Raw genomic sequence first — 20,899 nt, forward strand, 5'->3', positions numbered from 1 at the left:
GCATGAAACTTAGAGGTGCATTGAGTGGATATCTAACTCACGCGCCGCCGCCGCTAGTTCAGACGAGTGCTTGAGCGTTACTCTGCTTTCAGGCCATCGGCCGATACAGCTTTAACGCCTTTGATTTTCTTGGTGATGTTCACCGCGGTCGTTTTCTGTGCCTCGGTCACAGCGACCGAAGAGGACAGGGAAACTACACCCTTGTTGGTTTCGACTTTAATGTCGGTGCCAGGAATGCCTTTCTCGGTGACCAGGTCAGCTTTGACTTTGGTGGTGATCCAGGTATCGGAGGTTGCGCCTTTGGCGTCAGCCGCTGCACCTTTGGTTTTGTCGATGTTGTCTGCCTTGGTAGCGCCGCCAGCCAACAGGCCGTCAGCCGAAACTGCGGTAACACCTTTGATTTTCTTGGTGATCGCTACGGCAGTTTCTTTCTGCGCGTCCGAAATGGCTACGGTCGAAGACAGGGAAACCACACCTTTGTTGGTCTCAACCTTGATGTCCGAACCAGGAATGCCTTTTTCGGTCAGCAGATCGGATTTAACTTTGGTGGTGATCCAAGTATCCGAAACGCTTTCTTTTGCCTTGGTGGCTTCACCGGCCGCCAGAGTCATTGGAGCTTGGGAAGTCTGGGCAAAGGCCACGTTAGCACCCATGGCCAGGGTCAGAGCGGTAGCAGTAGCGAGAGCGAACTTCTTCATACGAGTAACTCCTGTTTTATTAAAAGTCTGCAGTGTGTGAACCTTGATGCTGCAGCGTTAACAGGGTTATTGCAGGCAGTGTGCCAAGTCTCTAGCGCAGATTAAATACTTAAAAATCATATAGTTATCAAAATAGCCGAATTTCGGAATCGTGCAACTTGCATGAACCTGATCGTGCCTGCGTGCAAGTTGCGGCTTTTGCGATTTACTAAGCGTCTGATTTTTCGGCATTTTCCTTCAGGCGTAAAAAAAGGACTCCGAAGAGTCCTTTTTTTCAGCGTGAGCCTGGGGTAATTAAACGCCCGAAGCCTTGGCTGCTGCAACGTCCTTGATGGACAGCTTGATACGGCCGCGGTTGTCCACGTCCAGTACCAGCACTTCGACTTCCTGGCCTTCTTTCAGAATGTCGGTCACTTTCTCAACGCGAGCGTCGCTCAGCATGGAGATGTGAACCAGACCGTCTTTGCCTGGCAGGATGTTGACGAATGCGCCGAAGTCGACGATGCGCTCAACCTTACCGACGTAGATCTTGCCGATCTCGGCTTCAGCGGTGATGCCCAGGACGCGTTGACGCGCAGCTTCTGCAGCTTCCTTGGTTTCGCCGAAGATCTTGATCGAGCCGTCGTCTTCGATGTCGATCGAAGCCTTGGTCTCTTCACAGATCGCACGAATGGTCGCGCCGCCTTTACCGATAACATCACGGATTTTGTCGGTGTCGATTTTCATCGCGATCATGGTCGGAGCATTTTCCGACAGTTCGGTACGGGACTGACCAATGATCTGGTTCATCTGACCGAGGATGTTCAGGCGCGCTTCCAGGGCTTGGCCCAGGGCGATTTCCATGATCTCTTCGGTGATGCCCTTGATCTTGATGTCCATCTGCAGCGCGGTAACACCTTTGGCGGTACCGGCTACTTTGAAGTCCATGTCGCCCAGGTGGTCTTCGTCACCCAGGATGTCGGTCAGGATAGCGAACTTCTCGCCTTCCTTAACCAGGCCCATGGCGATACCGGCAACCGGCGCCTTCATCGGCACACCCGCGTCCATCAGCGCCAGGGAAGCACCGCAGACCGAAGCCATGGAGCTGGAGCCGTTGGACTCGGTGATTTCCGACACCACACGGATGGTGTACGGGAACACGTCAGCAGCAGGCAGCATGGCCTGGACCGAACGACGGGCCAGACGGCCGTGACCGATTTCGCGACGACCAGCACCGCCCATGCGACCACACTCGCCCACCGAGAACGGCGGGAAGTTGTAGTGCAGCATGAACGGGTCTTTTTTCTCGCCTTCCAGGGTGTCCAGCAGCTGTGCGTCACGGGCAGTACCCAGGGTCGCAACGACCAGTGCCTGGGTTTCACCACGGGTGAACAGTGCAGAACCGTGAGTCTTCGGCAGAACACCGACTTCGATGTTCAGCGGACGAACGGTGCGGGTGTCGCGGCCATCGATACGAGGCTTGCCGTTAACGATGTTTTCGCGAACGGTGCGGTATTCGATTTCACCGAAGGCTGCTTTGACTTCGCTGGAAGAAGGCTGGCCTTCTTCGCCGGACAGCTTGGCAACAACCTGGTCCTTCAGCTCACCCAGGCGAGCGTAACGGTCGGCCTTGACGGTGATGGTGTAGGCATCGGAGATCGCAGTGCCGAACTCGGAGCGGATAGCGCCCAGCAGTTCGGTGGCTTCGGCTTGCGGGGCCCAGGCCCAGGTCGGCTTGGCAGCTTCGGCAGCCAGTTCTTTAACAGCGTTGATCACAACCTGGAACTCGTCGTGAGCAAACAGTACTGCACCCAGCATCTGGTCTTCGGTCAGCTCTTTGGCTTCCGATTCAACCATCAATACGGCTTCCGACGTACCGGCAACGACCATGTCCAGGCTCGATGCTTTCAGTTGCTCGTAAGTCGGGTTCAGCAGGTAACCGGTGCTTTCGTGGAAAGCAACGCGGGCTGCGCCGATCGGGCCATCGAAAGGAATACCGGAGATGGCCAGGGCAGCCGAAGTACCGATCATCGCAGCGACGTCAGGATCGGTTTTCTTGCTGGTGGAAACGACGGTGCAGACAACCTGCACTTCGTTCATGAAGCCTTCTGGGAACAGCGGACGGATCGGACGGTCGATCAGTCGGGAAGTCAGGGTTTCTTTCTCGGAAGGACGGCCTTCGCGCTTGAAGAAACCGCCAGGGATCTTACCGGCAGCGTAAGTCTTTTCCTGGTAGTGAACGGAAAGAGGGAAGAAGCCTTTGCTTGGGTCGGCGTGCTTGGCGCCAACAACGGTCACCAATACGGTAACGTCGTCATCAACGGTAACCAGCACTGCGCCGGAGGCTTGACGGGCGATACGGCCTGTCTCGAGGGTAACGGTCGACTGACCGAACTGGAATTTTTTGATAACCGGGTTCACGGTGTCCTACCTTCTTTGTGGCTCTTGGGGAACTTGTCTTCTTGCGAAATTCTTGGGCAATGTCGGGAATCGGCCCAACCCTTGTCCAGGGGTAAAACGTGTATCCAGATAAAACTTGAGGCTGGGAGCCTACCATGGGCCAGCGGGAATCCCACTGACACACGGCAGACAACCAACCTCTAGCGCAATCGCTGATTAGCGACGCAGACCCAGGCGACCGATCAGAGCCTGATAACGACCCAGATCCTTGCCTTTCAGGTAGTCCAGCAGCTTACGGCGCTGGTTTACCATGCGGATCAGACCACGACGGGAGTGGTGATCTTTACCGTTGGCCTTGAAGTGACCTTGCAGCTTGTTGATGTTGTGGGTCAGCAGTGCAACTTGCACTTCTGGCGAACCAGTGTCACCAACAGCTTGCTGGTAGTCAGCTACGATTTGTGCTTTTTCTTGAACGTCGAGAGCCATGAGGCAATCCTTTTTTCAGGAAACCACCCAAAGGGCAGTTTCAACAGGCCAGGGACAAATCCCTGTATCTAAAAATGAGTGTTGACCGTGCCTGTTAACAGCCACACTCGTTCGGTCATTCTGACCGAATCAGTCGACGTGGCGCGATGCGCCCGTCTTCGCTCACTTCACCGATACCGATAAAGCGACCGTTATGATCCTGTACCCGCACCATGCCGAACTTCGGGGCATCCGGGGCGCGTACCGGCTGGCCGTTAAGCCAGTAGAACGCGCTGTGTTCCGAAAAGTGCAGCAATGGCCAATCCAGCAAACCGCTGTCCGATGGCATCAGGAAGCGATCAACTGCTTCGTTGCCGCCCTCGGCATGCACGGCTTCCAACTCTTCCAGCGTGACCGTCTGGGCCAGGGTGAAAGGGCCAGCCTGGGTGCGTCGCAACTCAGCAACGTACGCGCCGCAACCGAGCTGTTCACCAATATCTTCCACCAGGGTACGGATATAAGTGCCTTTGCTGCAGTCTACGGCCAAGCGTGCGGTGTCACCTTCACAGGCGAGCAATTCCAAGCGCGCAATAGTAACAGAACGCGGTTCGCGCTCCACTACTTCGCCCGCACGTGCCAGCTTGTAAAGGGGCTGCCCATCACGCTTTAGAGCCGAGTACATCGGCGGTATCTGACTGATTTGCCCACGAAAAGCAGGTAAAGCAGCTTCGATATCAGCACGACCAACGGTCACGTCGCGAACCTGCAAAACATCACCTTCGGCGTCTGCCGTGGTGGTGGTCTTGCCCAGTTGCATCAGGGTTTCGTAACCCTTGTCGGAATCGAGCAGGTATTGCGAGAACTTGGTGGCCTCGCCAAAGCACAACGGCAGTACGCCAGTAGCCAAGGGATCAAGGCTGCCGGTGTGTCCGGCCTTCTCGGCATTGAGCAACCAGCGGACCTTCTGCAACGCGGCATTGGAGGTAAAGCCAATCGGCTTGTCGAGCAGAATGATGCCGCTGACGTTGCGACGGATACGTTTGACCTGAGCCACCGCTTACTCCTTGGCGTCTTCAGGTGTGGACGGATGCTGATTGTCTTCAGCCACGGCGCGCTCGATCAGGGCCGACAGGTGCGCACCACGCACGACGCTTTCGTCGTAGTGGAAGTGCAACTGGGGCACGCTGCGCAGCTTCATTTCACGGGCCAACTGCATGCGCAGGAAACCTGCCGCCGAGTTGAGCACCTTGATGCTTTGCGCGATTTCTTCGCTGTTGTCCTGCCCCATCACGGTGATGAAGATCTTAGCGTGACCCACGTCACGGCTCACTTCAACAGCGGTGATGGTGACCAGGCCAACACGCGGGTCTTTGACTTCGCGACGGATCAGTTGGGCCAGCTCACGCTGCATCTGATCGCCGATACGCTGGGTACGGCTGTATTCTTTTGCCATGTCTTGTTACCTGTTACTGCCACACGGTGAAACCCATGGGGTCTGAAAGCGGCAAACGCCCGGCCTGACAAAAGCCAGACCGGGCGTTGCGTTTAGAGTCCGGACACTGCGCGGGGCATTTGCATGCCCACACGCGGCGTGGCTCCTGAAGTGCGCGAGTTAGAGGCTGCGAGCAACCTGAACCTTCTCGTAGACTTCGATCTTGTCACCAGCCTTGACGTCGTTGTAGCTCTTGACGCCGATACCGCATTCCATGCCGGCACGCACTTCGGAAGCGTCATCCTTGAAGCGGCGCAGGGATTCCAGCTCGCCTTCGAAGATAACGATGTCTTCACGCAGTACACGGATTGGACGGTTACGGTACACGGTACCTTCGATAACCATGCAACCGGCGATCGCACCGAATTTCGGCGAGCGGAACACGTCACGAACCTCGGCGACACCCAGGATGTTCTCCCGGACGTCACTGCCAAGCATGCCGGTGAGGGCTTTCTTGACGTCTTCGATGATGTCGTAGATGACGTTGTAGTAACGCATGTCCAGGCCTTCCTGCTCGACGATCTTGCGAGCGCCAGCATCGGCACGCACGTTGAAGCCGAACAGTACAGCGTTGGAAGCCAGTGCCAGGTTGGCGTCGGACTCGGTAATACCACCGACACCGCCACCCACAACACGCACTTGCACTTCGTCGTTACCCAGGCCGTTCAAGGCGCCGTTCAACGCTTCGAGGGAACCACGGACGTCAGATTTGAGGACGATATTAAGCGTCTTCTTCTCTGCCTGGCCCATGTTCTCGAAGATGTTTTCCAGCTTGCCGGCGTGAGCACGGGCCAGCTTGACTTCGCGGAACTTACCTTGACGGAACAGAGCCACTTCACGGGCTTTCTTCTCGTCCGACAGCACGCTCATCTCGTCGCCAGCGTCCGGGGTACCGTCCAGGCCGAGGATCTCGACAGGGATGGATGGACCCGCTTCCTTGATTGGCTTGCCGTTCTCGTCGAGCATGGCACGTACACGGCCATAGTTCGAACCGACCAGCACCATGTCGCCTTGGCGCAGGGTACCGTCTTGAACCAGAACGGTAGCAACCGGGCCACGACCCTTGTCGAGACGCGATTCAACTACAACACCACGACCCGGGGCCGATGGCGTTGCTTTGAGTTCCAGGACTTCGGCTTGCAGCAGGACCGCTTCGAGCAGCTCGTCTACGCCAGTACCGACTTTCGCCGAAACCGAAACGAACGGCGTATCACCGCCCCACTCCTCGGAAGTCACACCGTGAACCGACAGTTCGCTACGGATGCGATCGAGATCGGCGCCCGGCTTGTCGATTTTGTTCACGGCAACAACCAGTGGAACACCAGCGGCCTTGGCGTGCTGGACAGCTTCAATGGTCTGCGGCATTACGCCGTCGTCCGCTGCAACTACCAGGATCACGATGTCGGTCGCCTTGGCACCACGGGCACGCATTGCGGTAAACGCGGCGTGACCTGGGGTGTCAAGGAAGGTGACCATGCCGCGCTCGGTTTCAACGTGGTATGCACCGATGTGCTGGGTGATACCACCGGCTTCGCCGGCAGCTACCTTGGCACGACGGATGTAGTCGAGCAGCGAGGTCTTACCGTGGTCAACGTGGCCCATTACGGTCACGACTGGTGCACGGGAGAAGGTCTCGCCTTCAAACTTCAGGGACTCGGCCAGGGAGTCTTCCAGGGCGGTGTCGCTGACCAGGGTCACTTTGTGGCCCAGTTCTTCGGCTACCAGTTGAGCAGTTTCCTGATCAAGCACCTGGTTGATGGTCGCTGGAGTACCCAGTTTGAACATGAACTTGATGATTTCAGCAGCCTTGACCGACATCTGATTGGCCAGATCGCCAACCGTGATGGTCTCGCCGATCTGCACATCACGCACGACAGGGCCGGTTGGGCTCTGGAAACCGTGGGCGTTGCGTTTCTTCAGCTTGGCCTTGCCGCGACCACCACGACGGAAGCCATCGCTTTCTTCGTCGGTAGTGCGTGGCGCAACGCGCGGAGCAGGCGCTTTCTCTTTGACCGAGGCACGATGCGGAGCGTTTTTACGCTCGCCATCGCCACCACCACTGCGACGATTGTTATCGTCGGCACGTGGTTTGTCCGGACGACGAGGTTCGTCGCGCTTGCGAGCGTCAGCAGCAGGTGCTGGAGCAGCGGCAACCGGAGCGGCCTCACGCACAGTTTCAACAGGCGCGCTAGGTGCAGCGACTGCATCAGTAGCGGATTGCGCAGCAGCAGGCTGGCTACGCGCTTCTTCTTCGGCGCGACGCTTGGCTTCTTCTTCAGCCTTCTGGCGTGCAGCATTTTCTACTGCGCGACGTTCGTCCATCTCGCGTTTGCGCTCGGCTTCGATTTCTTCCGGGCTGCGCTGTACGAAGACTTTCTTCTTACGCACTTCAACGCTGATGCTCTTGCTACCAGCCACCCGCAGGGTGCTGGTTGTTTTGCGCTGCAATGTAATCTTGCGCGGTTCTTCCACTTTCGCCTTGTGGCTGCTTTTCAAGTGAGTCAGCAACGATTGCTTCTCACTGTCGCTCACATGTTCCTCGGCGGCGGTGTGCGGCAGACCTGCCTCACGCATCTGCTGCAACAGGCGCTCTACCGGTGTTTTGACCTCATCGGCCAGTTGTTTCACCGTGACTTGCGTCATGCACTTCTCTCCTCAGGCCGCGCCTAATTACTCGAACCAATGGGCTCGGGCGGCCATGATCAACTTGCCGGCACGATCATCGTCAATGCCGTCGATGTCGAGCAGATCGTCAATAGACTGCTCGGCCAGGTCTTCGCGGGTAATTACGCCGCGCACCGCCAGTTCCATCGCCAAATCCTTGTCCATACCCTCAAGCGAGAGCAGGTCTTCGGCCGGATGGGCGTCTGCCAGCTTTTCCTCAGTAGCGATGGCTTTAGTCAACAAACGATCCTTGGCCCGAGCGCGAAGCTCGTTGACGGTGTCTTCGTCAAAGCCGTCGATGTTGAGCATTTCTTCCAACGGTACGTAGGCAATCTCTTCCAGGCTGGTGAAGCCTTCATCTACCAGCACCTGCGCCAGGTCTTCGTCGACTTCCAACTCGTCGATGAAGTTGCGCAGGATGTCACCGGTTTCAGCTTGCTGCTTAGCCTGGATGTCCGATTCGGTCATCACGTTCAGGGTCCAGCCGGTCAACTGGCTGGCCAGACGCACGTTCTGACCACCACGACCAATGGCCTGGGCCAGATTGTCTGCGCCAACGGCGATGTCCATTGCATGGGCATCCTCGTCAACGATAATTGCCGCCACTTCAGCCGGCGACATGGCGTTGATCACGAACTGCGCCGGGTTGTCGTCCCAGAGGACGATGTCCACACGCTCACCACCCAATTCGCCCGACACTGCCTGGACGCGCGAACCGCGCATACCAATGCAAGCGCCTTGCGGGTCGATGCGTTTGTCCTTGGAGCGGACCGCGATCTTGGCACGCGAACCCGGGTCGCGGGACGCAGCCATGACTTCGATCAGGCCTTCGGCAATTTCCGGCACCTCGATACGGAACAGCTCAATCAGCATTTCCGGCGCAGTGCGCGACAGGATCAACTGAGGGCCACGGTTCTCGGTGCGGATTTCCTTGAGCAGCGCACGCAAACGCACGCCAACACGGAAGGTTTCGCGGGAGATGATGTCTTCGCGGGCCAGCAACGCTTCAGCGTTGTTGCCCAGGTCGACGATCACATTGTCGCGGGTAACTTTTTTCACGGTGCCGGAGATGATTTCACCCAGGCGCTCGCGATAGGCATCAACGACTTGAGCGCGCTCGGCTTCGCGAACCTTCTGCACAATGACCTGCTTGGCGGTCTGTGCAGCAATGCGGCCGAACTCGATGGACTCGATCTTTTCTTCAACGACATCACCGACCTGGGCGCCTGGGTGCGTTTCAGCAACCTTGCTTGGCCAGGTTTCGATGGCCGGATCATCAAGATCGGCTTCTTCGACGACCGTCCAGCGACGGAAAGTCTCATAGGCACCGGTGTGGCGGTTGATTTCCACACGCAGATCAACTTCGTCTTCAAAACGCTTTTTGGTAGCAGTGGCCAGGGCCAGCTCCAGCGCTTCAAAAATCACGTTTGCCGGTACGCCCTTTTCATTGGATACCGACTCAACAACCAGCAGTACTTCTTTGCTCATCGTACGCCTCGCCTTTCGCAAGCCATTGGATCCGCGGGATCCGCGTCTCAGTCAAAACTGGGAATAATGTTGGCCTTGTCGATCATATCGATCGGCAACAGGAACTCATGGTCTTCTACCTGCACCACGACATCCTGTTCTTCTACACCGCGCAGAAGGCCCTGAAAGTTGCGACGCCCTTCGAACGGGGATCGCAGCTTGATCTTCACTTGTTCACCGGCAAATTTTGCAAACTGATCAATAGTGAACAGTGGGCGTTCCATGCCTGGCGAGGAAACTTCGAGGGTGTATTCAACGGAGATAGGATCTTCAACATCCAGAACACCGCTGATCTGACGGCTGACAATGGCACAATCGTCCACCAGCACGCCGCCCTCTTTATCGATATAAACGCGCAACATTGAGTGGCGACCTTGAGCCGAAAACTCAATACCCCAGCATTCATAGCCTAGGGCCACGACCACCGGGGCCAACAAGGCCTGCAACTCTTCTAGCTTGCTCGACACCTGAACCCCCTCGTGCATGTATGTGCATGCTGTGCAAAATAAAAAAATGGGCGAAACGCCCATCCTTGAAACGCCGTCGAACAGCGGCGTTGAAAGTGTCCAGCTAACAAAAAGCCCCTTAAAAGGGGCTCCGCTAAAACTGGTTGCGGGGGCCGGATTTGAACCGACGACCTTCGGGTTATGAGCCCGACGAGCTACCAGACTGCTCCACCCCGCGACAAAGCTGGGGCGGAAGTATACGACCGATCCCTTACAGGGTCAATGTAACCTTCCACCTACAAGAAAGCCCGCAACAGCGGGCTCTCCTGATAATTGGTACCGAGAAGGGGACTCGAACCCCTACACCCTATGGGCACAACCACCTCAAGGTTGCGTGTCTACCAATTCCACCACCTCGGCAATACAGCGCTTACAACCCTTCTTACTTCTGCTCTTGAGCTGGAGGTACGTCAGTCGCTGGAGTAGCCGACTTTTGCTCTTGAAGCACCGGGACATCATCAGAAGCCGGTTTTGCTTTTGGCACTTCCAACACTGCTGGGTTTGGCAAACCTACTTGAGTCAGCACATGAGCTTTCTCTTTAGCAAAGTAACCTAACCCTAAGCTGGTTATGAAGAAACCGGCGGCAAGTATAGCAGTAAACTTACTAAGAAAGGTAGAGGAACCTTGGCTTCCGAACACAGTATTTGAAGCACCTGCACCGAAAGACGCACCAGCATCCGCACCTTTACCCTGTTGCAACAAAACCAGGGCAACTACGCCCAAGGCAGCCAACAGATGAAAAACGACTACGACTGTTTCCAGCATTTTTTCAGTTTCCCGCGGCGCGACAAATCGCACCGAACTCATCTGCATTCAGGGAAGCTCCACCAATGAGCCCCCCATCGATATCCGGCATGCCGAACAGTTCGACCGCATTGGCCGCCTTCACGCTGCCGCCGTATAGAAGCCGCACACCTTGTGCGACTTCAGAATTCTCTGCCGCTAACTGAGCACGGATGGCTGCGTGCACATCCTGCGCCTGTTGCGGTGTAGCAGTCAGCCCGGTGCCAATGGCCCAGACCGGCTCGTAAGCAATTACCGCCTTTGCGAACGCACCAACACCCAGCTCCTCGATGATGCTGCCAAGCTGACGCGAGACAACCTCAAGAGTCTTGCCCGATTCACGCTGCTCAAGGGTCTCCCCAATACACAACACCGGAATCAAGCCACAAGCCTGCGCTGCTGCGAACTTGCGATTGAGTGTCCCATCACGCTCGCCCATCATCTGACGGCGCTCGGAGTGCCCGACAAGCACATAGGAACAACCCGCATCAACCAGCTGACTCGGTGCAATCTCACCGGTCAACGCACCTTGCATGGCTTCCACCGCGGAGTTCTGCGCGCCGACCTGAATCGACTTACCTTTCAAGCCATCCACCACTTGGGTGATATGCAAGCAAGGCGGGAACACCGCGATATCAACACCGCTAGGCAAGGCCAAGTGACGAAGGCCATTGATCAGCTCAGCGACACTGGCGCGGGTACCGTGCATCTTCCAGTTACCAGCTACCATAGTGCGACGCATGCTGTACCTCGTCGGTCAAAGTGGGCGCAGATGTTACCCAACCACATCATCACTGGCAAGCCGAATTCAGGCGCAAACTTCAGTTACCAGTTTTGCCAGGTCCTCGGCATGACCGCGAACCTGTATTTCGTCGTCACCTTCGACCATGACGCGCACCAAAGGCTCTGTGCCGGACTTGCGTAGCAATACCCGTCCACGACCAGCCATTGCCAGGGTCGCGCGCTCGCAAGCCTCTTTGACAGCAGGGTGCTCGATCGGGTTTTCCCCACCTGCGAAACGCACGTTCAGCAATACTTGCGGGCATTTGCGCAAAGCCTGACGCGCCTGGGCCAGGCTCTCTTCGCGGCGACGCAAAGCCAATAGCACCTGCAACGCCGCAATAATCGCGTCACCGGTGGTGGTGTGCTGGAAGCACACCACGTGCCCGGAGTTCTCACCACCTACCTGCCAGTTACGCTCCAGCAGCTCGGCGATCACATACCGGTCACCGACGTTGGCGCGAACAAAAGGAATACCCAGGTCTGCCAACGCCAGCTCAAGCCCCAGGTTGCTCATCAGCGTACCGACGACACCGCCTTGCAGCTTGTTACGCTCATGCAGGTCGCGGGCAATGATGAACAACAGATCATCGCCATCGACCACGGCACCCGTGTGGTCGACCATCAGCACACGGTCGCCGTCACCGTCGAAGGCAATCCCGAGGTCGGCATGCTCGGCCAGGACAGCGGCTTGCAACTGCTCCATATGGGTGGAGCCGCAGTTTTCGTTGATGTTCAATCCGTTGGGCTGAGCCGACAGCACTGTCACGTCTGCGCCCAACTCCTTGAATACGCTTGGCGCGACTTTGTAGGTCGCACCATGGGCGCAGTCGACAACAATCTTCAGGCCGGCAAAATTGGTGCTGGTTGGCACACTGCTCTTGCAGAACTCGATATAACGACCGGACGCGTCATTGATACGTGACACCTTGCCCAGCTTGCTGGACTCGACCACGGTCATCGGCGTATCCAACAATTCTTCGATCATCAGCTCAATCTCATCCGGCAACTTGGTGCCCTGGCCGGAGAAGAACTTGATGCCGTTGTCGTCGTGTGGATTGTGCGAAGCACTGATCACAATACCGGCCTCAGCGTGAAAGGTACGCGTCAGGTATGCAATCGCGGGCGTCGGCATTGGCCCCAGCAACATCACATCGGCGCCTGCGGCGGATAAGCCGGCCTCAAGCGCTGATTCAAACATGTACCCCGAAATCCGGGTGTCCTTGCCCACCAGGATGCGACACGCCCCCATGCTGCGGAACGCCATACCCGCCGCCCATCCAAGCTTGAGCATGAAATCAGGAGTAATCGGAAACTCGCCGACCCGACCACGGATACCGTCGGTGCCAAAGTATTTTTTAGTCATAAGTGCTCCATCATTCTTATTCGGCTGATTCCACAGCTGCAATCATGCGTACCACATCCACGGTCTCAGCAACGTCATGCACACGCAAGATGCGCGCACCCTTGGTCACCGCGAGCGCCGCCAGTGCAAGACCGCCGTACAACCGCTCACCCACCGGACGGCTCAATGCCAGCCCTATCATGCTCTTGCGCGAAACACCGACCAACAGGGGCCGACCAAGGGCATGCAAGGACTCCATGTGCTTGAACAAACTCAAATTGTGTTGCAGGGTCTTGGCGAAACCAAACCCCGGATCAAGGATGATCCTTTCCGGCGCAATACCTACCGCGACGCACTGGGCAACGCGCTCGGAGAGAAAACCACTCACTTCACCAACCAGGTCATCATAGTGCGGGCTGTCCTGCATATTGCCGGGCTCACCCAGCATATGCATCAAACACACCGGCAAACCGGTAGCTGCGGCTGCATCCAGGGCACCGTCGCGCCGCAGGGACCGCACATCGTTGATCAAGCCGGCACCTAATCGCGCAGTCTCACGCATCACGGCCGGGGTGGAGGTATCAACCGAAATGATCACATCCAACTCTCGAGCGATGCGCTCGACAATCGGCGCCACGCGCTCCAACTCCTCCAAAGGAGAAACTGCGCGAGCACCAGGCCGAGTCGATTCACCGCCCACATCAATCAAGGTCGCGCCAGCCGCCACCATAGCTTCTGCGTGGCGCAATGCAGCATCAAGCTGGCTGAAGCGGCCACCATCGGAAAAGGAGTCAGGGGTTACATTAAGAATGCCCATGACATGCGTATGGGCCAAATCAAGAACCCGGTTGCCGCAAGGCAACCGGGGGGAGGACGGAGCAAAAGTCATTTCAAACCTTAATGGTCAGCTGCCGGGCCACCGATTGGGGTTTCAGGACGTTCGTTCTGAACCACTGGCGGGGTGCCCGAAGTACCCGAACCACCTTCCCAATCACGAGGCTCACGAGGCGCCCGACCGGCCATAATGTCGTCGATCTGGTCTGCATCGATGGTCTCGTACTTCATCAATGCATCAGCCATTGCATCAAGCTTGTCGCGATTATCGGTCAGGATCTGCTTGGCCGTGCCATAGCACTGGTCAATGATACTGCGCACCTCAGAATCGATCAGCTTGGCTGTCTCACCAGAGAAACTGGCGTTTTGACCGCCGCCGCCACGCCCCAGGAATACTTCACCTTCTTCCTCGGCGTACATCAAAGGACCGAGTTTTTCCGACAACCCCCACTTGGTCACCATGTTCCGCGCAATCTGGCTGGCGCGCATGATGTCGTTGGAAGCCCCAGTGGTCACGCCGTCGAAGCCCAAGGTCATTTCTTCAGCAATTCGACCGCCGTACAGCGAGCAGATCTGGCTAATCAGCGCACGCTTGGAGAGGCTGTAACGATCCTCTTCCGGCAGGAACATGGTGACACCCAAGGCGCGACCACGAGGAATGATCGACACTTTGTAGACCGGGTCATGCTCAGGCACGACACGCCCCACAATAGCGTGGCCGGCTTCGTGGTAAGCAGTGTTCTGCTTCTCTTTTTCGGACATGACCATGGATTTACGCTCAGCGCCCATCATGATCTTGTCTTTCGCCAGCTCGAACTCTTTCATTTCAACGATGCGCTTGCCGGTACGGGCTGCAAACAGCGAAGCCTCGTTCACCAGGTTAGCCAGGTCAGCACCCGAGAACCCCGGGGTACCACGGGCAATCACAGCCGGTGCAACGTCGTCGCCCATTGGCACTTTGCGCATGTGCACTTTCAGGATTTGTTCGCGCCCACGGATGTCCGGCAGGCCAACCACCACCTGGCGGTCAAAGCGGCCTGGACGCAACAGCGCAGGATCCAGCACGTCCGGACGGTTGGTTGCCGCAATGACGATGATGCCGTCATTCATCTCGAAACCATCCATCTCGACCAGCAACTGGTTGAGGGTTTGCTCACGCTCATCATGACCACCGCCCATGCCAGCACCACGATGGCGACCAACGGCGTCGATTTCATCGATGAAGATGATGCATGGCGCATGCTTCTTGGCCTGTTCGAACATGTCGCGAACGCGGCTCGCACCGACACCGACGAACATTTCAACAAAGTCAGAACCGGAAATGGTGAAGAACGGTACCTTGGCTTCGCCGGCAATGGCCTTGGCCAGCAAGGTTTTACCGGTACCTGGAGGGCCGACCATCAGCACGCCGCGAGGAATACGGCCACCCAGGCGCTGGAATTTGCCTGGATCGCGCAAGAACTCAACCAACTCGCCGACTTCTTCCTTGGCTTCGTCGCAACCCGCTACGTCAGCCAGGGTGGTCTTCACCTGATCTTCAGAGAGCAGGCGCGCCTTGCTCTTGCCGAAGCTCATCGGCCCGCCCTTGCCTCCCGCACCGCCTTGCATCTGGCGCATGAAGAACATGAACACGGCAATGATCACCAGGATCGGGAAGCTTGCCACCAGGAGTTGAGTCCAGATGCTCTGCTGCTCAGGCTGCTTGCCTTCGACAACCACGTGGTTATCCACCAGGTCGCCGATCAGACCGTTGTCCTGAATTGCCGGACGAATGGTCTTGAAGCTATCGCCATCGTTGCGTTTGCCGGTGATCACGTAGCCATCAACCGCTACGCGCTCGACCTTGCCATCCTTAACTTGCTGGATGAAGTCGGAATAGTTGAGGGTCTGCGGCTCGTTAGGGCTGGAGAAGTTGTTCATCACCGTCACGAGGACAGCCGCGATGATCAACCACAGGATCAGATTCTTTGCCATATCGTTCAATTAACTACCCTCTGAAGCAAGCTCCGCTACTGGCGCGCGCTTCGCATGATATTCACCGGCCTAACTTACTACATTACCTACAACTCTGGCAGGCGCCGTCTGTAACCCTTTGTGAAACTTTGACTACACAATATTCGTAAAGCTTCGTGACGAAAGCGATATAAAAAAACCTATCGCCCTCCTCGAATTCCTCAAAAACGCTCTTCACTCGCCGCGCCTTCGACGCCACGGAAGCCGCGGCACAGCAGGTATTGCTCCCTGGACCGGTCCCGGGAAGAGTCTGGTTTACGCGTCTGCACCTTGTCGAACAACTTGCGGATGTTCTTGTGGTACTCGTCGAAACCCTCTCCCTGGAACACCTTCACCAGGAAATCGCCACCGGGACGCAACACCCGACCCGCCAAATCCAGCGCCAATTCGCAAAGGAACATGGCTCGTGGCATATCGACGGCCGGTAACCCACTCATATTGGGGGCCATGTCGGAAATCACAAGGTCTACCTGCGAATTTCCCACAGCCTCAAGGATCTGGGCGAGCACTGTGTCCTGGGTAAAGTCTCCATGAACAAAGGTCACGTCCGGGATGCTGTCCATTTCCAGGATGTCGGAAGCAATCAGGCGACCTTGACCACCAATCAGACGACTGGTCACCTGGGACCAGCCACCGGGGGCCGCGCCAAGATCGATGACGCTCATGCCTGGACGAATCAACTTGTCCTTGTCCTGGATCTCCAACAGCTTGTAGCTGGCCCGGGAACGATAGCCATCCTTTTGCGCCTTTTTGACGTAAGGATCGTTGAAATGCTCTTGCAGCCACTTAAGGCTAGTTTTGGAACGGGCCACGGGCCACCTCGAAAATAAAACGGGTCGTGATTAACTGGGCGGTCCCGGACTCGCTCGGGTAAACTGGCCGCCGCTTTTTACAAGATCAGACGCAGGGGTCAGATTATGCCGCTCACTCAAGAGCAGAAGAAACAGTACAAATCCATTGGCCACCATCTGAAACCAGTTCTGATTGTGGCAGACAACGGTTTGACTGAAGGTGTGTTAGCCGAACTTGAACGCGCACTGGGCGATCACGAACTGATCAAGATCAAGGTCAACATCCTTGACCGCGAAGCACGCCTGGCCGCCATTGCAGAACTGTGCAAGGTTGGCAAGGCGGACCTGGTTCAGGTCATCGGCAAGATGGCGCTGCTGTATCGCAAGAACTTCAGCGTCAACAAGCAACTGTCGAACGTACACCGCTTCAAGTAATACAAAGGGTCACGGGCGTGCTTCGCGCGCCCCGCCACTCCATCCCGGAGCAGGCTGTATAACCAGCACCAGGCCGGAGAACCCTAGCACAAGATAGCTGAATAGCTGCCAGCGCAACGCTTCCGGCAGCCAGACATGCACAATGCAATACATTGCACACGCATACAGCGCCATCAACAGCAGTTGGCCGCGAATATCCCGCCACAGACTCTCCAAGCCTTCAGCCTTGACCAGCACCAACGCCTGAAGCGCTACGCACGCCGCCGCGAAACCCACCAGCAGCGCACTCAGTAATCCATCGATTTCATCGATCAGCAACGGAGCCAGGCCAATCACGCCCAGCACCGGCAATACACCAAGATGTAACAACCATAGGCCGCCCACCCAAAGCATCTGGGCAAGCTGCCAAAGCATGGCGCCCGCACGAAGCGGGCGCCGCCTTTCAGATGTGACGAACTTCAACAATCTCGTACTCGATCACACCGCCTGGCGTTTTGACAGACACCACATCCCCCTCTTCCTTGGCGATCAAGGCACGGGCCAGTGGTGAGCCGACGGAGATCTTGCCGAGCTTGAAGTCAGCCTCGTCCTCTCCCACGATGTGGTAGACCACGCTCTCGTCAGTCTCGACGTTGGCGATCTCCACGGTGGTGCCGAAAATCACCTTGCCAGTGTGCGGAATAGTCGTGACGTCGATGATCACCGCATTCTGCATACGGCCTTCGATGTCACGGATCCGCGCCTCGACCATACCCTGCTGCTCACGAGCAGCGTGGTATTCGGCGTTTTCCTTCAAGTCACCCAGCTCGCGGGCCGTACCGATGTCCTGGCTCAGCTTTGGACGTACGACCTTGGTCAGATGGGCGTGCTCCTCTTCCAGGGCCTTGGCGCCCTGGACGGTCATTGGGTATTTGATCATGCCTTCAATCCTGCGTGTAGATCCTGCAAGCGACGCACGGTCTTTTCCGGACCGAACTTGAGCGCTTCGCAGATAGCTTCGCCAGCAGCAATAGTGGTGGTGCAGTAGATCTTGTGCTGCAAGGCATTACGGCGAATGGAGTAGGAATCCGCGATCGACTGGCGACCTTCGGTGGTATTGATGATCAGCGTGACTTCATCATTCTTGATCATGTCGACCACATGCGGACGGCCTTCCGTCACCTTGTTCACGCGGCGCACTTTCAAGCCGGCCGCTTCGATCAGCTTGGCGGTCCCGGCAGTTGCCACGATTTCAAAACCCAAGTTGATCAGATCACGGGCCACGCCTGCAACCAGCGGCTTGTCATCATCACGCACACTGATAAACGCAGTACCGCCGGTCGGCAGCACTTCGCTGGCGCCCATCTGGGCCTTGGCGAACGCTTCACCGAAGGTGTCGCCCACGCCCATCACTTCACCGGTGGACTTCATCTCCGGGCCCAGGATCGGGTCCACACCAGGGAATTTGGCAAATGGGAACACTGCCTCTTTCACACTGTAGAAGTTCGGAATGATTTCCTTGGTGAAGCCAATTTCCTTCAGGGTCTTACCAGCCATCACACGCGCAGCGATCATGGCCAGGGACACGCCGATGCACTTGGAAACGAACGGCACGGTACGCGAAGCACGCGGGTTGACTTCAATGACGTAGATGTCTTCGCCCTGCAGCGCCAACTGTACGTTCATCAGGCCGACAACACCCAACTCCAAGGCCATTTTCTTGACCTGCTCGCGCATCTCATCCTGGATATGTGCAGGCAACGAGTACGGCGGCAGCGAGCACGCGGAGTCACCGGAGTGAACGCCCGCCTGCTCGATGTGCTGCATGATCGCGCCGATGACCACGTCGGTACCGTCGCAAACTGCATCCACGTCCATTTCGATGGCGCAGTTGAGGAAGTGGTCCAGAAGCACCGGGCTGTCGTTGGACACTTTTACCGCATCACGCAGGTAACGCTTGAGCTCTTCTTCTTCGTAGACGATTTCCATGGCTCGGCCGCCCAGTACGTAGGACGGACGCACCACCAGCGGGTAGCCGATCTTGCTGGCTGCACGGATGGCCTCGTCTTCGCTGCGCACGGTAGCGTTTGGCGGCTGGCGCAGGTTCAGGCGCTCAACCATTTGCTGGAAGCGCTCACGGTCTTCGGCACGGTCGATGGCGTCTGGGCTGGTGCCGATGATTGGCACGCCGGCAGCCTCAAGGGCACGCGCCAGTTTCAGCGGGGTTTGGCCGCCGTACTGGACGATCACACCTTTTGGTTTCTCGACACGACAGATTTCCAACACGTCTTCCAACGTTACCGGCTCGAAGTACAGACGGTCTGAAGTGTCGTAGTCAGTGGAAACAGTTTCCGGGTTGCAGTTGACCATGATGGTCTCGTACCCGTCTTCGCGCAGCGCGAGGGCGGCGTGTACGCAGCAATAGTCGAATTCGATACCCTGGCCGATACGGTTCGGACCACCGCCCAGGATGATAATCTTGTCGCGGCCCGACGGCGCGGCCTCGCACTCTTCCTCGTAGGTGGAGTACAGGTACGCAGTGTCGGTGGCGAACTCGGCGGCACAGGTGTCAACGCGCTTGTAGACCGGGAAGATCTCCAGCTTGTGGCGATGCGTGCGCAGGTTTTTCTCAGTCACACCCAGCAGCTTGGCCAGGCGCTGGTCGGAGAAGCCTTTGCGCTTGAGGCGGAACATCATGTCGCGGTCGATGCTGGCCAGCCCCAGGGTCTTGACCTTCTCCTCTTCCTTGATCAGATCTTCGATCTGCACCAGGAACCACGGATCGATCATGTTCATGCCAAAGATGTCTTCGACAGTCATGCCGGCGCGGAAGGCATCAGCCACATACCAGATACGCTCGGCGCCCGGTACGGTCAGCTCACGCTTGAGGATGCTCATGCTTTCCGGATTGCTCAGGTCGAGCTTCTCGTCCAGGCCGCAAACGCCCACTTCCAGGCCACGCAGGGCTTTCTGCAAGGACTCCTGGAAGGTCCGGCCGATAGCCATGACCTCACCCACCGACTTCATCTGGGTGGTCAGGCGCGCGTCGGCCTTGGCGAACTTCTCGAAGGCAAAGCGTGGCAGCTTGGTCACGACATAGTCGATGGACGGCTCGAAGGACGCCGGCGTAGCGCCGCCCGTGATTTCGTTTTGCAGTTCGTCCAGGGTGTAACCGATAGCCAGCTTGGCGGCGATACGCGCAATCGGGAAACCGGTCGCTTTCGATGCCAGCGCCGAAGAACGCGATACACGCGGGTTCATCTCGATCACGACCATGCGGCCGGTGTCCGGGCAGATGCCGAACTGAACGTTGGAACCACCGGTTTCAACGCCGATCTCACGCAATACCGCCAAAGAGGCGTTACGCATGATCTGGTATTCCTTGTCCGTCAGGGTCTGCGCCGGAGCAACGGTGATCGAGTCACCGGTGTGCACACCCATCGGGTCGAAGTTTTCGATGGAGCAGACGATGATGCAATTGTCCTTTTTGTCGCGGACAACCTCCATCTCATACTCTTTCCAGCCAATCAGGGATTCGTCGATCAGCAGCTCTTTGGTCGGAGACAGGTCCAGGCCACGGGCGCAGATTTCTTCGAACTCTTCACGGTTGTAGGCAATACCACCACCGGTGCCGCCCATGGTGAAGGACGGACGGATAATGCACGGGAAGCCCAGCTTTTCGAGAACTGCGTTGGCCTCCTCCATGCTGTGGGCGATACCGGAGCGCGGACAGTCAAGGCCGATGGACTTCATGGCCTTGTCGAAGCGCGAACGGTCTTCAGCCTTGTCGATGGTGTCGGCGTTGGCGCCGATCATCTCTACGCCGAATTTTTCCAGGACGCCTTCGCGCTCCAGGTCCAGGGCGCAGTTCAATGCAGTCTGGCCGCCCATGGTCGGCAGCAGTGCGTCCGGACGCTCTTTCTCGATGATCTTGGCAACCGTCTGCCACTTGATCGGCTCGATGTAGGTAGCGTCGGCCATGTCCGGATCGGTCATGATGGTGGCCGGGTTGGAGTTCACCAGGATGACGCGGTAACCCTCTTCGCGCAGGGCTTTACAGGCCTGGGCGCCGGAGTAGTCGAATTCGCAGGCCTGGCCGATAACGATCGGGCCAGCGCCGAGAATCAGGATGCTTTTTATGTCTGTACGTTTTGGCATGGGTTTGTCACTCAAATCCGCAGGTCAGTCGGCAAGCCGTCTTGAACAA

Annotated in this window: 18 protein-coding genes and 2 tRNA genes; 1 reads left to right on the top strand and 19 read right to left on the bottom strand. The window is 57.2% G+C overall.

What is annotated here, in order from left to right; genetic code table 11:
• Positions 1-77 precede the first annotated feature (77 nt).
• From Q8X51_RS28490 to rlmE, 16 genes are all read right to left on the bottom strand, one after another.
• The gene (locus Q8X51_RS28490) at positions 78-698 is read right to left on the bottom strand and encodes a BON domain-containing protein (protein WP_027605372.1); all 621 of its coding nucleotides are present in this window, start codon (positions 696-698) and stop codon (positions 78-80) included.
• Between the two features lie 294 nt (positions 699-992).
• Positions 993-3,098, bottom strand: a complete 2,106-nt coding sequence (gene pnp, locus Q8X51_RS28495) for a polyribonucleotide nucleotidyltransferase (RefSeq protein WP_027605371.1) — start codon at positions 3,096-3,098, stop codon at positions 993-995.
• 195 nt (positions 3,099-3,293) lie between these two features.
• Positions 3,294-3,563 carry a 30S ribosomal protein S15 gene (rpsO, locus tag Q8X51_RS28500; protein ID WP_003176135.1) on the bottom strand — a complete coding sequence of 90 codons (270 nt, stop codon included), beginning with the start codon at positions 3,561-3,563 and terminating at the stop codon, positions 3,294-3,296.
• A 115-nt stretch (positions 3,564-3,678) separates the two neighbouring features.
• Positions 3,679-4,596, bottom strand: a complete 918-nt coding sequence (truB, locus tag Q8X51_RS28505; RefSeq protein ID WP_003176136.1) for a tRNA pseudouridine(55) synthase TruB — start codon at positions 4,594-4,596, stop codon at positions 3,679-3,681.
• A gap of 3 nt (positions 4,597-4,599) precedes the next feature.
• Positions 4,600-4,995, bottom strand: a complete 396-nt coding sequence (gene rbfA / locus Q8X51_RS28510) for a 30S ribosome-binding factor RbfA (RefSeq protein WP_029298974.1) — start codon at positions 4,993-4,995, stop codon at positions 4,600-4,602.
• A gap of 159 nt (positions 4,996-5,154) precedes the next feature.
• Positions 5,155-7,677 (bottom strand): translation initiation factor IF-2, encoded by a 2,523-nt coding sequence (infB, locus tag Q8X51_RS28515; protein ID WP_065925310.1) that lies wholly within the window; start codon positions 7,675-7,677, stop codon positions 5,155-5,157.
• A 27-nt stretch (positions 7,678-7,704) separates the two neighbouring features.
• Positions 7,705-9,186, bottom strand: coding sequence for a transcription termination factor NusA (nusA, locus tag Q8X51_RS28520; protein ID WP_003212187.1), 1,482 nt, complete (start codon positions 9,184-9,186; stop codon positions 7,705-7,707).
• Between the two features lie 47 nt (positions 9,187-9,233).
• Complete coding sequence (rimP, locus tag Q8X51_RS28525) at positions 9,234-9,692, bottom strand: ribosome maturation factor RimP (RefSeq protein WP_003235029.1); 459 nt, start codon at positions 9,690-9,692, stop codon at positions 9,234-9,236.
• Positions 9,693-9,832: 140 nt separating this feature from the next.
• Positions 9,833-9,909 (bottom strand) — tRNA-Met (locus Q8X51_RS28530).
• Between the two features lie 96 nt (positions 9,910-10,005).
• Positions 10,006-10,091: transfer RNA gene (locus tag Q8X51_RS28535), tRNA-Leu, on the bottom strand.
• Positions 10,092-10,113: 22 nt separating this feature from the next.
• A complete protein-coding gene (secG, locus tag Q8X51_RS28540; RefSeq protein ID WP_010206600.1) occupies positions 10,114-10,497 on the bottom strand; it encodes a preprotein translocase subunit SecG in 384 nt (127 codons plus the stop codon).
• A gap of 4 nt (positions 10,498-10,501) precedes the next feature.
• Entirely contained in the window at positions 10,502-11,257 is a 756-nt protein-coding gene (tpiA, locus tag Q8X51_RS28545; protein ID WP_015885920.1) for a triose-phosphate isomerase, read from the bottom strand.
• A 66-nt stretch (positions 11,258-11,323) separates the two neighbouring features.
• On the bottom strand, positions 11,324-12,661 hold the full coding sequence (gene glmM / locus Q8X51_RS28550; RefSeq protein ID WP_065925311.1) for a phosphoglucosamine mutase: 1,338 nt from the start codon (positions 12,659-12,661) through the stop codon (positions 11,324-11,326).
• A gap of 16 nt (positions 12,662-12,677) precedes the next feature.
• Entirely contained in the window at positions 12,678-13,529 is an 852-nt protein-coding gene (gene folP / locus Q8X51_RS28555; RefSeq protein WP_027605366.1) for a dihydropteroate synthase, read from the bottom strand.
• Between the two features lie 8 nt (positions 13,530-13,537).
• The gene (gene ftsH, locus Q8X51_RS28560) at positions 13,538-15,448 is read right to left on the bottom strand and encodes an ATP-dependent zinc metalloprotease FtsH (RefSeq protein ID WP_027605365.1); all 1,911 of its coding nucleotides are present in this window, start codon (positions 15,446-15,448) and stop codon (positions 13,538-13,540) included.
• Between the two features lie 200 nt (positions 15,449-15,648).
• A complete protein-coding gene (gene rlmE / locus Q8X51_RS28565; protein ID WP_015885924.1) occupies positions 15,649-16,299 on the bottom strand; it encodes a 23S rRNA (uridine(2552)-2'-O)-methyltransferase RlmE in 651 nt (216 codons plus the stop codon).
• A gap of 105 nt (positions 16,300-16,404) precedes the next feature.
• Between rlmE and Q8X51_RS28570 the strand changes: the two genes are divergently transcribed.
• Positions 16,405-16,713: a YhbY family RNA-binding protein gene (locus Q8X51_RS28570; protein ID WP_017139256.1), complete on the top strand. Its 309-nt coding sequence runs from the start codon at positions 16,405-16,407 to the stop codon at positions 16,711-16,713.
• 9 nt (positions 16,714-16,722) lie between these two features.
• Here the strand turns inward: Q8X51_RS28570 and Q8X51_RS28575 are convergent, their stop codons facing one another.
• Genes Q8X51_RS28575 through carB form a run of 3 tightly spaced genes read right to left on the bottom strand, consistent with a single transcriptional unit; the run spans position 16,723 to position 20,850 of the window.
• Positions 16,723-17,127: a hypothetical protein gene (locus Q8X51_RS28575; RefSeq protein WP_027605364.1), complete on the bottom strand. Its 405-nt coding sequence runs from the start codon at positions 17,125-17,127 to the stop codon at positions 16,723-16,725.
• Positions 17,128-17,155: 28 nt separating this feature from the next.
• On the bottom strand, positions 17,156-17,632 hold the full coding sequence (greA, locus tag Q8X51_RS28580; protein ID WP_053137809.1) for a transcription elongation factor GreA: 477 nt from the start codon (positions 17,630-17,632) through the stop codon (positions 17,156-17,158).
• A complete protein-coding gene (gene carB / locus Q8X51_RS28585; protein WP_027605362.1) occupies positions 17,629-20,850 on the bottom strand; it encodes a carbamoyl-phosphate synthase large subunit in 3,222 nt (1,073 codons plus the stop codon). The genes greA and carB overlap by 4 nt, the downstream gene beginning before the upstream one ends.
• Positions 20,851-20,899: the final 49 nt, after the last annotated feature.

Source organism: Pseudomonas sp. Yb2C2 (assembly GCF_052112325.1).
Lineage (GTDB): Bacteria > Pseudomonadota > Gammaproteobacteria > Pseudomonadales > Pseudomonadaceae > Aquipseudomonas > Aquipseudomonas marginalis.

Coding starts and splice junctions, on each gene's coding strand:
- Q8X51_RS28490 (WP_027605372.1), bottom strand. CDS start 698: ATGAAGAAGTTCGCTCTCGCTACTGCTACCGCTCTGACCCTGGCCATG.
- rpsO (WP_003176135.1), bottom strand. CDS start 3,563: ATGGCTCTCGACGTTCAAGAAAAAGCACAAATCGTAGCTGACTACCAG.
- rbfA (WP_029298974.1), bottom strand. CDS start 4,995: ATGGCAAAAGAATACAGCCGTACCCAGCGTATCGGCGATCAGATGCAG.
- infB (WP_065925310.1), bottom strand. CDS start 7,677: ATGACGCAAGTCACGGTGAAACAACTGGCCGATGAGGTCAAAACACCG.
- nusA (WP_003212187.1), bottom strand. CDS start 9,186: ATGAGCAAAGAAGTACTGCTGGTTGTTGAGTCGGTATCCAATGAAAAG.
- secG (WP_010206600.1), bottom strand. CDS start 10,497: ATGCTGGAAACAGTCGTAGTCGTTTTTCATCTGTTGGCTGCCTTGGGC.
- tpiA (WP_015885920.1), bottom strand. CDS start 11,257: ATGCGTCGCACTATGGTAGCTGGTAACTGGAAGATGCACGGTACCCGC.
- glmM (WP_065925311.1), bottom strand. CDS start 12,661: ATGACTAAAAAATACTTTGGCACCGACGGTATCCGTGGTCGGGTCGGC.
- folP (WP_027605366.1), bottom strand. CDS start 13,529: ATGACTTTTGCTCCGTCCTCCCCCCGGTTGCCTTGCGGCAACCGGGTT.
- ftsH (WP_027605365.1), bottom strand. CDS start 15,448: ATGGCAAAGAATCTGATCCTGTGGTTGATCATCGCGGCTGTCCTCGTG.
- Q8X51_RS28570 (WP_017139256.1), top strand. CDS start 16,405: ATGCCGCTCACTCAAGAGCAGAAGAAACAGTACAAATCCATTGGCCAC.
- Q8X51_RS28575 (WP_027605364.1), bottom strand. CDS start 17,127: ATGCTTTGGCAGCTTGCCCAGATGCTTTGGGTGGGCGGCCTATGGTTG.
- greA (WP_053137809.1), bottom strand. CDS start 17,632: ATGATCAAATACCCAATGACCGTCCAGGGCGCCAAGGCCCTGGAAGAG.
- carB (WP_027605362.1), bottom strand. CDS start 20,850: ATGCCAAAACGTACAGACATAAAAAGCATCCTGATTCTCGGCGCTGGC.